This is a genomic window from Gilliamella sp. Pra-s52, from assembly GCF_009795805.1.
Classification (GTDB): domain Bacteria; phylum Pseudomonadota; class Gammaproteobacteria; order Enterobacterales; family Orbaceae; genus Gilliamella.
The window spans coordinates 245798-261774 of sequence record NZ_WTEY01000001.1 but is presented as its reverse complement, the minus strand read 5'-3'; the positions used below and the strand labels follow the sequence as shown (position 1 = coordinate 261774).

The window sequence follows — 15977 nt, the reverse complement described above, 5'->3', positions numbered from 1 at the left end:
TGTAAAATTAACTAGATCCACTCCAATAGTAACAATATTTACTTTTCAACTTTAGTTGTAACGAGTATATTAATATGTTTAAAAATCTATCGTTTTATATGGAAGCATAAATGAAAAGTACTGCAGAAATTCGTCAAAATTTTCTTGACTTTTTTCGTGGCAAAGGACATGAAGTTGTCTCAAGTAGTTCCCTTGTTCCACACAATGACCCAACGCTATTGTTTACTAATGCAGGAATGAATCAATTCAAAGATGTATTTCTTGGTGTTGATAAACGTTCTTACTCTAGAGCAACAACATCACAACGTTGTGTCCGTGCTGGTGGTAAACATAATGATTTAGATAATGTTGGTTATACAGCTCGACATCATACTTTTTTCGAAATGTTAGGAAACTTTAGTTTCGGAGACTATTTTAAGCGTGATGCAATCCATTTTGCGTGGGAATTATTAACTAGTAAAGAATGGTTTAATCTACCTAAAGATAAACTTACTGTCACTGTTTATGAAACAGATGACGAAGCATATGCAATTTGGGAAAAAGAAATTGGAATTCCTAAAGAACGTATAATTCGTATTGGTGATAATAAAGGCGCAGCATATGCATCTGATAATTTCTGGCAAATGGGTGATACAGGTCCTTGTGGTCCTTGTACCGAAATTTTCTACGATCATGGTGATCACATTTGGGGAGGGCCCCCAGGTAGTGCTGAAGAAGATGGTGATAGATTTATCGAAATTTGGAACATCGTCTTTATGCAATTTAATCGTCATCCTGATGGAACGATGGAACCATTACCTAAACCATCTGTTGATACAGGAATGGGACTAGAACGTATTGCGGCTGTTTTGCAACATGTTAATTCTAATTATGAAATAGATCTATTTAAGAAATTAATTAAAGATGCAGCAGACATTATTCAAACTAAAGATTTAGAAAATAAATCACTACGAGTTATTGCTGATCATATCCGCTCTTGTGCTTTCCTCATTTCGGATGGAGTATTACCTTCAAACGAAGGTCGAGGTTATGTGTTACGCCGAATAATTCGACGGGCAGTGCGACATGGACATATGCTTGGCGCAAAAGGCATATTTTTCTACAAACTTGTAAAACCATTAATTGATGTAATGGAAAGTGCAGCGGTTGAATTAGCTAATAACCGTAAATTGGTCGAAGACGCGCTTAAATTAGAAGAAGAGCAATTTTTAAAAACATTAGAACGTGGATTATTTTTGCTTGATCAAGAGTTAACAAAAATCACAGACAAAATATTACCAGGTGATGTTGCATTTAAACTTTATGATACTTACGGCTTTCCACTAGATTTAACCGCAGATGTATGCCGTGAAAAAAATATCACTATTGATGAAGCAGGCTTTAATCAATGCATGGAAGAACAAAGAAAGCGTGCTCGTGAATCGAGTTCATTTAGTGTTGATTATAGCAACGTTATAAAACTTGATGATAAAACTGAATTTTTAGGTTATCAAGCAACTGAATCTTCAGGAAAAATTATTGCCATATTTAAAAATGGCCAAAAAATTGAAAGTATTCATGCTGGCGATGAAGCCATTATCATTCTAGACAAAACTCCATTTTATGGTGAATCTGGTGGCCAAATTGGTGATAAAGGCTTATTAACAACTGCAAATGTTGAATTTACTGTTTTAGATAGCCAAAAATATGGTAAAAGTATTGGGCATATAGGTAACATCGTTAAAGGCTCTTTAAAAGTTGGAGACACAGTTACAGCGGCAATTGACATTGAACTACGTGAACGAATTCGTCGCAATCATTCAGCTACACATCTATTACAAGCTGCATTACAACGTATTTTAGGTAATCATGTTCATCAAAAAGGATCTTTAGTCAATGATAACTATCTGCGTTTTGACTTTTCACATAACCAAGCGATAACGCAAGAACAAATTATTGAAATAGAAAACCTTGTTAACCGACAAATTCGTCGTAATTTACCGGTTGATATTGAACTTATGCCAATCAAGGAAGCAAAAAACAAAGGTGCTATGGCACTATTTGGTGAAAAATATGACGATATAGTACGAGTGCTTACTATGGGCGATTTTTCAATCGAACTTTGTGGCGGTACTCACGTAGATAGAACAGGTGATATTGGTTTATTTAAAATAGTATCAGAATCAAGCATTGCATCTGGTGTACGCCGTATTGAAGCGACCTCAGGGCAAAATGCAATGGATCTAATACATAATGAATCAAATTTATTGACTCAGATTGGACAAATTGTTAAAAGTGACAAGTCTGCAGTTTTAGCGCGTATTGAACAATTATTTGATCAAACTAAACAACTTGAGAAAACAATTGAACAATTAAAAGCACAAAAAGCTAGTCAAGAAAGTGCTCAATTACTTAACCAATGCGAAAAAATTAACAACACCAATATACTTATTGCCAAACTTGATAACATTGAAGCAAAAGTATTACGCACTATGATTGATGATCTTAAAAATCAATTAAAAACAGCTGTAATTATTTTAGCGGCTGTCAACGATGGAAAAATCAATTTAGCTGCCGGTGTAACTAATGATTTAATCAAAAATATTAAAGCTGGTGAACTAGTTTCTCAGCTAGCATTGAAAATAGGTGGTAAAGGTGGTGGGCGGCCTGATTTTGCTCAAGCAGGTGGAATGGATCTCTCGGCATTACCAGAAGCGTTGTCTTCTGTGAAAAAGGAAATCAGTAACAAATTACAAGCAAGTTAGCCATATATACTCAAGTGTTTGTTAATTAAATATTAGAGTTTTTCTGTAAATTCCGTCTTACATTCTTATGGATGGAGGCTGACGAAGCTATATCTTAAAATAGTTTGGATATATACTTAACTGATATTAGGAGATCTAATGTTAATTTTAACTAGGAGAGTAGGTGAAACACTAATAATTGGGGATGATGTAGTTATTACCGTCTTAGGCGTAAAAGGCAATCAAGTCAGAGTTGGTATTAATGCACCTAAAGATGTTTCTATTCATAGAGAAGAGATATATAACAGAATTCATCAGACACAAGATTCAAATGATGAATTCCCCGAGCCCAAAGGGTAATATTGGGCAGTAAATAAACAACCAGCACGCATAAGCAAAAAAATGTTTGACTTATTTTTTGTAAAAAGTAATATGTGCGCCACACATTATGATTTTGTTGTTCAAAAAGTCATAATGTCTTGGTGAGATGGCCGAGAGGCTGAAGGCGCTCCCCTGCTAAGGGAGTATGCGGTCAAAAACTGCATCGAGGGTTCGAATCCCTCTCTCACCGCCATTTTAAAAATTTAAAATATGCATCCGTAGCTCAGCTGGATAGAGTACCCGGCTACGAACCGGGCGGTCAGGGGTTCGAATCCCTTCGGATGCACCATTTTAAAAAATTCAAAACGCATCCGTAGCTCAGCTGGATAGAGTACCCGGCTACGAACCGGGCGGTCAGGGGTTCGAATCCCTTCGGATGCACCACTTTTTAACGAACTTACACGCATCCGTAGCTCAGCTGGATAGAGCACTCGGCTTCGAACCGAGCGGTCAGGGGTTCGAATCCCTTCGGGTGCGCCATTCACTACTTACAAACCCTTTTCAATTCGTTGTAACCAATTAAAAAATAACAATTTATTTAAGTTTAATGAGAACTAAAAGGAACACTTGAGAAGCACTAAGCATGCTTTTTTGTATATTTATTTTGTATATTTTAAGAGTTATACTCGTTTTTAAGTTGTTTTTTTGTATATCTTTTAAAAACGGATAAATAATATAATGAAAAAGAAATTGCTAGATTTAAATTTGCGTAATGCTAAACCTAAAAATAAAGATTATTACTTAAATGATGGGGATGGATTATATTTATTAGTTAAAACAACTGGTGCTAAGTTGTGGCGTTTTAAATATGTACATCCAATAACTAAAAAACAAAAAATGATGAGCTTGGGAAAATATCCTGCTGTAAGTTTTGCTGATGTGAGAGTAAAGAAACAACAATATTTAGATTTGTTAAAAGAAAAAATAGATCCGATGGCTTTTGAAAAAAATGAAGAGCTAAAAAAAATAGGTAATGAAGCATCGCAATTAAGGAATGTATTTAAAGAATGGTTTGAGTTAAAAAAGCAAGAAAATAAAGTGACCGAAAAACACTTGAGAAAAATAGAAAGTTCTTTTACAAAATATATTTTAAATAAAGATATTGAATTAGCACATAAACAAATAAAAGACTGTAAAGCAACCGATTTTGATGAATTAATTAAAAGTTGTGGAAAAACTGATTTAATAAAAAGATTATGTGAATACTTAAATAATGTTTTTGATTTTGCTGTTATTAAAAATTATATTGAGTATAACAAAATACAACACTTAAAAAAGATATTACCTACGCACACACCAACGCCACGCCCTACCCTGCCCCCTGCTGAGCTACCAAATATCTTAAAAACGGTTAATAATGCGAATTTAGAGCGTTCTACGAAGCTTTTGATGTATTTCCAGCTAATTACCTTATCTCGCCCTGCTGAAGCTGTTAAATGCGAATGGAGCGAGATCGATTTTGAAAACAAAATATGGACTATTAAAGCTAAAAAAATGAAAATGCGCCGTGATCACATCGTTCCATTACCCGAACTTGCCATTAATATATTAAATGAAATGAAAGAAGCTGATTTTAAAAATAACTATGTTTTTAGTAGTACTAAAACAAAATCAGGGCATATAAGCTTGGAAACAGCTAATAACGCTTTAAAAAGGCTTGGTTATAAAGGTATTTTAGTTGCGCATGGTTTTAGAAGTTTAGCAAGTACTGCGTTAAACGAAAGCGGTTTATTTAATCCTGACATTATTGAATTATCGTTAGCGCATGTAGATAAAAACACTGTTCGAGCAACTTATAATAAAGCTCTTTATTTAGATAAACGGCGTGAAATGTTGGAGTGGTGGGCTGATTACATAAAAAACGCTGGTAAATTTTCTATTTTTTAATTACATTTAATTAATTTACAAAGTTTTAAAAGGTTTTTGTATATATGATGGAAGAATATAAAAATATAGAATTATTAACAGTAAATGATGTAGAAAATTTATTAAAAATAACAAGAAGAACTATAGATAAATATTGTAAAAATCCTGATATTGACTTTCCAAAAAAAATAAAAATTGGGAAAAATAGCAGATTTAAAAGGGTAGAAATAGAGGAATGGCTAGAAAATCAACGATTAGTTGCTATGTATACAAATAATAAAATATTTAATTTAAATAATAAAGAAGAAGTTAATGAAAAAATAATTTTAGAAAATTTAATAACAAAAAAAGAAGCAATTATATTACTTAATAAAAGTAAAGAATTTTTTGAAAATAAAGAATTAAAGTTAACATGTTATAAAATTGGAAGTTTTTTATATTTTAATAGAAGTGAAATTACTAAAAAATGTAATTTAAAAGAAAAAGAATACTTATTAAATAAGTTTAAAATTGAAAAACAAAATAAAAAGGTAAAACTCCCAATAACATTATAAATTATAAAAGAGGGAACCCCTCTTTTATAATATTAACTAATTTTTAATTTTATTTATTCATGTTAATAAACTTATAAACAGCACCATTTTTACAAGTACTCGATGTATATTCTCCCTCTTTTAGCATTTGAGTAGTAGCTTTATTATAATCTTCTTCTGTTAAATTACAGTGTTTAACCATTTCACTAAGTAGTACAGCATAATGTTTATCAGCTGGTAATTGTATACTTTCATCAAAATTATCGCTTAACGTAACTTTATCTGTTAAAAAATCGTAAGTAATTATGTTTTTATCGCCACAACCAACTAAAACAAAACCTAAAACGCTAACACACACAAAACTAATTATTTTTTTCATTATTTAACCCCTTTCTTTTTTACTTAGCATTAATTAATTTGTAAGTAATGCCGTTTTTACATACTCCTGTAGTATATTTACCATCAGTATTTAAATTTATAGCAAGTGTTACAGTATCAATATTACAATTTTTACTAATCTCATTCATAATTTTCATATAATTCAAACCACTTACATTTGGAGCTTGAGAATCAAAACCGCTTGCTGTTGCTTTACCTGCTTTTAAATCATAAATAATTGTGTTTTTATCGCCACAACCAACTAAAACAAAACCTAAAACACTAACACACACAAAACTAATTATTTTTTTCATTTTTTTATTCCTTGTAATTAACACAAATAAGCCTTATTATTTAAATAACTATTTACCAAATATGTTTTCTACAATTTTTAAAATTCTTAATGTAAACATGCTTGGAAGCCAACCAAAAATAAAGCTAGTAAAGAAAAAGTAAATAATCAAAATCCCAAACCCTTGTAAACAGCCTAAATTATGAAACATATTATAAAATTCCTTAAAAATTTTAATAGGATTATCTAGTCCCAAAAATTTACTAAGAATAATTGAAGTAAACCCAATCCAATAAAGCAAAGCTATACCATCTCTAACTAAAGGATTCGTTGTAATATAATAATCTCCGTCAAGATCAGAATAATAACCGTTCAAAATTCTACCAAGCATCATTTTCTCCTTATCTATAAAAATTTATTAAAACTAAAGTAAAGGTTGAGTTAAAAAGGTTGACTATTGTATTATGATCGGTTTCACAGATCAATAAAATATATTATAATAGGTTTTATCTATCGTAATTAACCTTACTGATCGTTGTAATCTTTCAAAAATTTTTAAAAAGTAACAAGTTAAGTTAAAAATAAAAAATGTAATCAATAAAAAAGGGCTAAAAAGCCCTTTTATATTTAATTTATTAATCTATTATTTTGATTTATATATAATGTTTAGTGTAAAGTGAGCTAGTAATTGACACGGCACAGCAAATAAAAATGACCAACACACAATAAACAACCAAAACCAGTCCCAAGTTAGAACTTTAATAATGTTTGTACCGCCAAAATATATGCATACAGTAATTACAAACGTAGCTAATACATAAAATAATGTTAAAAAATTACTAGCTAAATCATATTTTATACTACTAAATTTATTTGTTTTCTTATTCATTCATCACCTCTTTTTTAATGTCCAATTTTAAAGTCTCATTTTTAAATTATTAATATTATTTATTTATAAAATATTTTAATAATGTCAATACTTTACAAGATTTTTATATTTAAATTTTTTAATAAAAATAATGAAAAAATAATGAAGTTAATAGTTGACATTATTTAAATATTTTATAAGTAACTATAAGTAGTTAAAAACTATACAAATAATAAAAATAAAGAAAAGAGGTAAGTTATTATGAATATTAGTATTTATAAAAAGAATTTAGTGTTTATAACACTAATAACATTATTATTAATGTTTACTAGCAATGCGTTTGCTAATGCTGTAGATGTAGATTTATTTAACATAGAAGACACTGATATATCAAAAAAATTATTTTTAGATATCTATTTTCCCGAGGATGATATGTCTAAAAGTCCACTTTCCGCCGCTTTGTTAGCTTTTAATAGTGTTGTGTTAATGGTTGGCGGTATTATTGTAGCTTATACGTTAATGGCTGGAACAATGTCTACAGCGCATGACGGTGAAATTCTAGGTAAAAAATGGTCATCTATGTGGTTGCCAATAAGAATGGCTACAAGTACTGCTTTTTTAGTCCCTGTGTCAGGTGGTTTTTGTGCTATACAAATGTTTATGCTTTGGGTTATTCAAATGAGTATTGGGGCGGCTTCCCATGTATGGCAAGAATATGTAGCAAATATGGGGGTAGCTAATGGTGTAGTTGTTCCTAATATTTCAAACCAAAAAATAGACACGTTAGCTAAGCAGGTTTTTTTATCAAATCTTTGCGTTGTAGCAACAAATGATTTGTATAAACAGATTGGTAAAGAAGATGTTGAATTGTCAAGCAAGTGGGTTTCACCAAAATCTAACGTTAATCAAATAAATAAAGAAATTTCTAGAAAATCATATAATTATGTAAGCACTGGCGGTTATTATGGTTATAGTTTAAAACCTGAAATTTTTGAATTACCATTTCAATACCTAAGTTTTGGTGCAGATCAAATAGCGGGCGTTAGCGGTTCTATAAATGGCATGGCTAATTCAATAAAAATCGACAATAAAAATTATAAAATTGGCAGGGATTTGCGTGCTTGCGGTGCTTATATAGTACAAACTAAAAGCAATGATTTAGATAAAAAATTGGGAGATTACAAAAACTTAGCACCTTTATTTGATACTGTATTACAAAATCAAGTTTATTTTTTGAATAAACTACATTCAGATATGTCTTTGTTAGCACGTCAGTATTATAAAGATACTAACAGCGTTGATTTACAAGCAAAAATTGATGAAGCAATAGATGCGTACAAAAAAAATAATGCGTTTGTTATTGAACAAGCATTTAAAAAGACTAATGCTTGGGATTCTTTTACTGAGTCAGTCAAAAAAGATGGATGGATGTTAGCAGGTTCATGGAGTATAAGATTAATTCAAATACAAGAAATTTTAGGGCAATTAGCTAATTTAACACCAGTTAGCGTGGAACCAAGCTTTAGTTTTGAACAACTTTGGCAAGGAACTGAATTATCGTCGGTGATGAATAAAGCAAGTAGTGATTTAGAAGCAAGTTCAGCTAATAGTAAGCATGTCAATGGATTAACTCAACAAGCGTTGGCAAAATATGAACAATACGAGCAAAAAAATAAGAAAGATGGTGACGCAGGAAGTCGAGCAATTACAGGAATTTTTAATGGTATAAATAAAGAAGCAAGTAATACTTTTTCGTTTTCAATTAACCCGTTTAGCAGTGACGGCAATGCTTCTGCGCACAGTCTGGTGAAGACGATGCAGGACTCAGCAGGTTCAATAAATCCGATTACTATAGCAAAATACTATGGAGATTTAGCAATAAATTTAGGTAGTGTTGTAATTGGTGTAAGCGCAGGAGTAGCTGGGGTTGCTGGGATTTTTTCGGGATCTATTGTTGGTAATGCGCTTATAGCTGTTGTCGCTTTTATGCCAATTTCTATTAGCCTTTGGATCGTCGGTAATTCACTGTCTGTACTATTACCACTTACTCCTTACATGCTATGGCTTGGTATGGTCGGCGGTTGGATGATATTAGTGTTAGAAGCTATGGTAGCTGCTCCGCTATGGGTAGTGACACAATTACAACCTGATGCCGACGGTTTCACTGGTAAAGGAAGTACTGGATATGGGCTTGTTTTGTCGCTTGCTTTAAGACCGACTTTAATGATCATAGGTTTAATCTGCGCAATTGAAATGTTAAATATTTTGGGTGGTCTATTATCAGAAACTTTCCCTGCTATGTTAGCTTTAACGGGAATTGCGGGGGGTAGTATAATAAAAACAATAGCAATTTTATTTGTATACTTTGGTGTTTTGTACAGTATTATAAACAAATCATTTTCATTAATACATGTTATTCCCGATGAAATTATGAAATGGTTAAATGTCAATGCTGGACAAAGCTTAGCTTCTTATGCAAAAGAATCTCAAAACACAACAATGGCAAAAGCAGCAATGGCAAAAGTTGGTTTAGATCAAATGGGTAGTGTAGCAAGAGGAGCAGGAAATAAAGTAAATGCCTTTAAAGCAAACGCTGTTGCTAATAAAAAACAACAAGCAAAACAAGCAGAAATACAGCAAAAAGAACAAGCACAGCAACAAGAAAAAATGAATAAAAAAGAAGATCTGAATATGCTTGAAAATGCATATAATGAAACTGCTACAAAGCAAGAGTTCGACAGTTTAGCGCAACAAGCAAATAGTAAATTAGCATTATCCAAGCTTGCTTTTGAAGCAGGTGACAGAACAAAAGCTAATGCTTATATGCAACAAGCAAAAGATTTAGGTAAACAATTACCAGTAGATCAAGCAAGAGAATCTGGATTGGATGAAACTTTGATAAATTACAACAATAGAAATACTAAAAAATAATTTAAATACTAAATAAAAAGAGGTTAAAAGCCTCTTTTTTTTTGTGTTTAATTTATTTATTTTGTGTGTTTTTTTGTCAAAAAAAACCAATTAGTTTTATTAAATTTTACTAATTTTTGATTAAAAAAAATAAGCAAATTTCACCAAAATTTTTAAAAAAAAATAAGCAAAAAAAAGCTATTTTTAATTAAAAAAAATAGCTCAAATTTTGAATTATGCCCACCACTTTTTATAGCTTTTTAATAATTTTGAGGTGAAAAATTGATGCGAATAGCTTCAATTTTTTTGTGAAAAAATTAATAAAAAGTAACAGGTTAGCGTTGACAAAATGCTAAAACTGATTAAATAAATAGATGTGGGCATAATGAAAGTGGACTAATTAATTGGACAAATTAATTGGACACAAAATATACATTCATTCGGACAATTTTATTGTCCTAATAATGTGGGCAATGGTCTGCTATATTTTGATTTGAACGAAGTGAAAAGCGAAAGATAGCGGATTGGCGATGAGCCAAAATTGCCCCCATTATTGTATCGAGTTTTGAGATGAACGAGCAAGCGAAGCGAGCAAGTGAAGAACTTAACGAAGATAGAATAATGTTAGTTAATTGAAAATATTGATTTGAAGCTGAAGCGAAAAGCAATTTTTTAATTAACTAATTAGCCGTTTAATTTTTCTATTTTTTTTGATTTGAAGCTTGAGCGAAAAGCAAAAAAACATAAAAAATTAATAAGGCTAAAAATGCTTAATGTAAGCAAAAATAAATAAGCAAAATGTAAGCATTAATTTTATTTTTTGTTGGATTTTTTGAGCAAAAAAGCGAGAAAAATACAAAAAAAATAAAATAAAAAAAAGTGAATATGCCCCAATTTTTCATTAAAAAAAAATGGAATTTTTAGTGATTTTTGAAAAGAGTTTTTGAGCAAAAAAGCTTAAAAACGAAGTGAAAAAATCAATAAAAACAATGAATTTTTTTAATTTTTGGACTTTGTTTTTTGAGCAAAAAAGCGAGAAAAACAAAACAAAAATTAAGAAAAATAATAACAAAAATAAGGGGGCATTATGAAACTTACATTATTACAAAACAAGCTAAAAAATGAATATTTAAGCGAAATTGAACAACAAGCAAAATTAGAAAATACAGTTGTAGGTATTTGTAAAAACAAAAAAATTAATGAAATTGTAAATGAGCTAAATGAGCATTATACAAGCAATAAAGCAACTTATGAAACTTATTTGAAAGTATATAATAGATTAATAAATAACAATAAAAATGTTGAAAAATCTGAAATTAATTTATTGCTACATAAAGCAAAAACGAGATCAACTTATGATTTGTATAGAACTTCGCTGAAGTTTGGACTAATTAACGAAATCAAAGAATTACAAAAAAAATCGGATTACGCACGAAAAAACAAAAAAACGAATGAAATGATAGAGTTAACTAATCAAGCTTTTGATTTAGCAATAATTTTAAAAGATAATTTTGAGCTGAATAAAGAAAGTATAATTTTTGAAAGAGTGAATAGTAAAAGAAAAACGCTAAATAAAATGCCTGAACTTAAAAATATTTTAAAAAACATGGATGAAGTTTGTGTAAAAAAATATAAAGATATTTTAATAGTTTATGAACTTTTTGGGTTAAGACCTGCTGAATTTAAAAAGGGTGTTAGTTTAAAATTAAAGCAGGATGAAAATGGAGAAAATGTAATTGAAGCGACGATAAAAGGCGCAAAAATCGGCAAACATTCGGGTCAAGATGTTCGAATTTGTACTACAACGCTTGAAAAAGATAATGAATTACATAATGAATTTTATAAAAATGTTTTTAGACAACAACTTAAAAATGGCGGTGTTTATAAAATAGAGCAAAATGAAAAAACTTATAAAAGTCTAAGCAAATTTTTTTATAGAAAATATGGAACTGCTGTAAGTTTGTATAGTTTTAGACATAAAGTTGCAAGTGACTTAAAGCGCACAAAAACGGATGAAGATACTATAGCTGCTTTTTTAGGACATCGTGTCGATAAGTCACAAACTTATTACGGCAACTACCAGCGGGGTGGCGGTGGCGGTAGAAAGTTTGAAGCAACAGCAACGCATAAAATAAAACACACTAAAAATTATAATTTTGATTTTAACTATAGTAATAGTAATAGTGTTATTAATAAATATAAAAAGAATATTACTATATTGTACTAATAATAAAAAAGCTCCAAAAAATTGGAGCTTTTACTTAAAAACAGGTTAATTTTTATATACTAAAACCTTTTTTATTTTCTTTTTTGTGTTCTTCTTCTAATTTATCCAAAACTTTGTTAATAGTTCTTGTTGTGTAATCTTCTGTATGTTCTCTTTTATTATCATCTAAAACAGCTGCACAAATATTCTTATATTCTGAATATTTATTCAGCGTGTTTTTTATTGCGTTAAAATCAATTACACTATCATCTAAAACCCATTTTTGTTTTTTAGCTAAACCTATAAATCGATTTTTTTCTTTATTAAAGAATTTACTAATTTCTAAATATTCTTCACTATTTCTATCCACTTGTTTTATTTCGTTAATTTCAATATCGTTATTATTGTTAGTATTGTTTGTAGTAAGTAAAATGTTTGGATTTTTAATGCAATTTTGAATATATTCATTTTCATCCATAATTTTTAGAAAATTAAAAACTTTAAAACGTATATCATCTTCTTTAATTGCTCTGACTAAAAAATCATTTCTACCCTCTTTTTTATTTCTAAATCCAGCAACTCGAAATGCATGTTCAGCTCCAGAAAAATTCGGATCACCATATTTTTTGTTCATTGCTCGCACAAAAAAATTAGCAAGCTTTTGATTCGCTTCTTTTTTGCTAACTGTATAAATAAATTGATAATTTTTTTCAGAAGTTTCTAAACGAAGTATAGGTTTTCCAAATTCCATTTTTAGTTCATTAACTGCTTCTTCTGTTTTTATATCATCAATTACTAAATAATAACAATAATTACTAAGCGGTGTTATATAAATATCTGAACCATTTTTATTTAAATTGTATAACTCATTATATATTTTAAATTCTTTAATTTCTGAACTATTATATATTTTTGTATTAACACAATTATTAGTTCTATTAATGGTGGTAATTCTGTATTTTTTTGCTAACAACGTATCTATTTGATTTTCATACTTTTCATATTCCATTTTTTAATCCTCTTTTTTATTATTGTTGTTGTTTATATACTTTTATTTAATGCTTTGTAATGTACTCTACTGTTTTTTAAAATAATGTTATATAAAACATTAATATAAAGTAATAAATTGTCTTCTTTTTCAGCTTTGTTTAAGTTTACTAAGTCAATCTTGTATATTTTATAATCATTGTCGATTATGAAATTTGTTAAACTTAATAACTTTATATTTATTGTATTTTTTATACTCTCTAATATGTTATTTTCTCTAACTGTGTGATTTTCTTTATCTTTTAAGCTGTTGTATGTTTTTATATCATTAATTAAATTTTCTATTTTCATTGCTTACCTCTTTTATTCTTATATTCTTATAAGCCCCAGTAATGGGGCTTTTATTATTAAATAGTTGCTGTTGTTGTTTGTTCTACTTGTTCTTCTACTTGTGTTGCTTGCTCTGTTTGTACAACATTTCTTTTCTTGTAAACTCTTGAATATTCAATTTTTTCTTCATTAATCCACTTTTTTAAATACTTAAGTTGCTTTGTTTCAAAATCTCTTATAATAAAAACCGATCCAGATGGAACAACAACTTTGTGATATCTTCTTGAACCATCAGAGTATGGATAATTTTTAATAAATTCGATTTTTGAACATACACGTGCATCGGATCTGTTGCTGTATGTGTAAGCAATTGGTACACCTGCTATTCTCAATGCACCAATCGTTCTACTCAAATCTTCTTTTACTTTAATTTTTATATCAATTAATTTATTTACTACTGCTTTAGTTGCTTTTTTAGTTGTTTTTTTAACTTTCATTATTTCTTTTGACATAACTCAATTCCTTATATTAATTATTATTATTTAGAAAAACTGCGTAACTTTTTGTTTTAGTTACATTATTTTGTTTTCTCACTTATAGTTATATAAAATCTGGTTAAATTGTAAAGTTAGTTTTTTAGCATTTTGTGCTATTCAGTGTATTTTTTTAAACTTTTATATGCTATAGTTATCGGTTTTTCTTTATTTGTAATAAATAAAAGTTTATACTTAAATATAATTGTTATTTTTAAAAAAGACAAAACTGATTGATTATTTATTGAGCGATTGAACTTATTTTTGTTGTATTTTTTGTAAAATAATGGTAAGTTGGAGAGTTGTTTTTATTTTAGACAATAAAAAACCCTTTAAAAAAAGGGTTTTGGTTAAAAAAGTACATTTTCTATCATAATAATAATAATAAGTTTGAGAGATAAAATTATTATTACTTATACTTATAGTAAATATATTTGAATTGTCAATACCAAATTCATAAAAATTATATAGTTAGTAATTATAAAAATTACTTTGTTTTTTATGGCACGTTACTTATGTACTTATATTACTTAACTTATATTTAGCACATACATATAATCCCTTTCCAAAAACATTTTTTATTTATTTAGCTTATTGATTTAAAAATCAGCAGATTTTTAAATGTTCTACACAAGTCTTTTTTAGCGCAAGTCCAAGCAAGCTTGCTTGCTATGGTTTTGTGTGTGCTGCCAAGCACCCAATCCCTTGACCAGTCTTTTTTATTTTTAAAAATCTACAGGTTTTTAAAAATCTTTATTAAAATTATTCTTGTTTTACTTTATTATTTTATTATTTTCTTATTTTCGGCTTGTTTTTCAGCTAAATTAATCAATAATATCAATATGTTACAAAATTCATTGACGACAAAAAGAATGTAAATAACGACATTTCGAATGTAAAAAACGACAAAAAGAATGCTAAAAACGACAAAAAGAATGTGGAACGACAAAACGAATGTTAAAAAAAATATTCATTTTTTTTGGATTATTTTATAAAAAACGATTATTTTTAAAGTATGCGTGTTGACAAACAGCAAAAGCTAATTAAATAAATAAATATAATAATAAAAAAGGAGATAATAATGAGCGATTTAATAGTATATAAAAGCAACGATTTAGTAAATGCTAGTTATAATTTAACACTAGCAGAACAGAGAATAATATTATTTGCTATTAGTAAGTTAAACCCAGCAAGTGACAATAATAAAACAGTTGTTATAAAAGCAAGCGAATTTGCTAAACAGTTTAAAAAGATAGATAAAAACAGTATATATAAAGCAATAAAAGACGGTTTGGATGACTTGTATAATAAGTCTATAATTTTAAAAAATGAGCAAAAAAAAATCACATTTAGATGGCTACAAGCAAAAGCTTATGTTGACAATGAAGCAACTGCAGAATTAGTTTTTTCAGATCAAATAATTCCATATCTATTTGATTTAAAAAACAAATTTACTAAATATAAGTTAAGTAATATAAGTACATTTAAAAGCGTATATAGCATTAGATTATACGAATTATTAGTACAATATAAAGTAATAAAAGCAAGAAATATAGAAGTTAAAGAATTAAGAGAAATGTTATTGCTTGGCAACAAATATACAAGACCTTTTGACTTAAAAAAAAGAGTAATTGAAAAAGCAGTAAAAGAATTAAATGAAAAAAGTGATTTAAATATTAGTTATAAAATCGATGATGATGTTATTGCTTTTAGTATTAAATCAAAAAAAATGGAAAATGAAGAATTGGTAGCAATAAATAGTAGTAATAAAAAAGAGTATAAAAGTAGATCTACAACAAAATATACAAAAAAACAACAAAAAACAAATAAATCAAGTAGTTATATGAATAATTTAAAAAATGGTTTATTTCTTTAAATATACAAATAAAGCACTTAATAGTGCTTTTTAATCTACTGTTTAAGTACGTGTACTTGAGCAGTCAATTCACCTTCCAATTACCTAAAAAAAT

The 15977-nt window shown here is 28.7% G+C and carries 13 protein-coding genes and 4 tRNA genes; 11 read left to right on the top strand and 6 right to left on the bottom strand.

The genetic code is table 11. From position 1 onward, the window contains the following. Positions 1–110: 110 nt before the first annotated feature. The 8 genes from alaS to GQ594_RS01185 all read left to right on the top strand — a co-directional run bounded on the left by alaS (position 111) and on the right by GQ594_RS01185 (position 5524). Positions 111–2744 (top strand): alanine--tRNA ligase, encoded by a 2634-nt coding sequence (gene alaS, locus GQ594_RS01220; RefSeq protein ID WP_160411099.1) that lies wholly within the window; start codon positions 111–113, stop codon positions 2742–2744. 138 nt (positions 2745–2882) lie between these two features. Further along, positions 2883–3083, top strand: a complete 201-nt coding sequence (gene csrA, locus GQ594_RS01215; protein WP_160401318.1) for a carbon storage regulator CsrA — start codon at positions 2883–2885, stop codon at positions 3081–3083. 121 nt (positions 3084–3204) lie between these two features. Beyond that, positions 3205–3297: transfer RNA gene (locus GQ594_RS01210), tRNA-Ser, on the top strand. A gap of 19 nt (positions 3298–3316) precedes the next feature. Beyond that, positions 3317–3393: transfer RNA gene (locus GQ594_RS01205), tRNA-Arg, on the top strand. An 18-nt stretch (positions 3394–3411) separates the two neighbouring features. Then, a tRNA-Arg gene (locus GQ594_RS01200) sits at positions 3412–3488 on the top strand. Positions 3489–3507: 19 nt separating this feature from the next. After that, a tRNA-Arg gene (locus GQ594_RS01195) sits at positions 3508–3584 on the top strand. A gap of 198 nt (positions 3585–3782) precedes the next feature. Continuing rightward, the gene (locus GQ594_RS01190) at positions 3783–4991 is read left to right on the top strand and encodes a tyrosine-type recombinase/integrase (protein ID WP_160411098.1); all 1209 of its coding nucleotides are present in this window, start codon (positions 3783–3785) and stop codon (positions 4989–4991) included. Between the two features lie 44 nt (positions 4992–5035). Then, on the top strand, positions 5036–5524 hold the full coding sequence (locus GQ594_RS01185; RefSeq protein WP_160411097.1) for a helix-turn-helix transcriptional regulator: 489 nt from the start codon (positions 5036–5038) through the stop codon (positions 5522–5524). 49 nt (positions 5525–5573) lie between these two features. On the opposite strand, the gene GQ594_RS01180 is transcribed toward GQ594_RS01185, so the two are convergent. The 3 genes from GQ594_RS01180 to GQ594_RS01170 are packed head-to-tail and all read right to left on the bottom strand — an operon-like array spanning position 5574 to position 6567. Continuing rightward, entirely contained in the window at positions 5574–5882 is a 309-nt protein-coding gene (locus tag GQ594_RS01180) for a hypothetical protein (RefSeq protein WP_160411096.1), read from the bottom strand. A 19-nt stretch (positions 5883–5901) separates the two neighbouring features. After that, positions 5902–6195 carry a hypothetical protein gene (locus GQ594_RS01175; RefSeq protein WP_160411095.1) on the bottom strand — a complete coding sequence of 98 codons (294 nt, stop codon included), beginning with the start codon at positions 6193–6195 and terminating at the stop codon, positions 5902–5904. 48 nt (positions 6196–6243) lie between these two features. Then, complete coding sequence (locus GQ594_RS01170) at positions 6244–6567, bottom strand: hypothetical protein (RefSeq protein WP_160411094.1); 324 nt, start codon at positions 6565–6567, stop codon at positions 6244–6246. A 735-nt stretch (positions 6568–7302) separates the two neighbouring features. Between GQ594_RS01170 and GQ594_RS01165 the strand changes: the two genes are divergently transcribed. After that, positions 7303–9972, top strand: a complete 2670-nt coding sequence (locus GQ594_RS01165; RefSeq protein ID WP_160411093.1) for a DotA/TraY family protein — start codon at positions 7303–7305, stop codon at positions 9970–9972. 1066 nt (positions 9973–11038) lie between these two features. Beyond that, positions 11039–12178, top strand: a complete 1140-nt coding sequence (locus tag GQ594_RS01160) for a site-specific integrase (protein ID WP_160411092.1) — start codon at positions 11039–11041, stop codon at positions 12176–12178. Positions 12179–12230: 52 nt separating this feature from the next. Here the strand turns inward: GQ594_RS01160 and GQ594_RS01155 are convergent, their stop codons facing one another. Genes GQ594_RS01155 through GQ594_RS01145 form a run of 3 tightly spaced genes read right to left on the bottom strand, consistent with a single transcriptional unit; the run spans position 12231 to position 13986 of the window. After that, a complete protein-coding gene (locus GQ594_RS01155) occupies positions 12231–13166 on the bottom strand; it encodes a DNA-primase RepB domain-containing protein (protein WP_160411091.1) in 936 nt (311 codons plus the stop codon). Between the two features lie 32 nt (positions 13167–13198). Then, positions 13199–13495 carry a hypothetical protein gene (locus tag GQ594_RS01150; RefSeq protein WP_160411090.1) on the bottom strand — a complete coding sequence of 99 codons (297 nt, stop codon included), beginning with the start codon at positions 13493–13495 and terminating at the stop codon, positions 13199–13201. 56 nt (positions 13496–13551) lie between these two features. After that, positions 13552–13986 (bottom strand): hypothetical protein, encoded by a 435-nt coding sequence (locus GQ594_RS01145; RefSeq protein WP_160411089.1) that lies wholly within the window; start codon positions 13984–13986, stop codon positions 13552–13554. A 1102-nt stretch (positions 13987–15088) separates the two neighbouring features. Between GQ594_RS01145 and GQ594_RS01140 the strand changes: the two genes are divergently transcribed. Beyond that, entirely contained in the window at positions 15089–15883 is a 795-nt protein-coding gene (locus GQ594_RS01140; protein WP_160411088.1) for a RepB family plasmid replication initiator protein, read from the top strand. Positions 15884–15977: the final 94 nt, after the last annotated feature.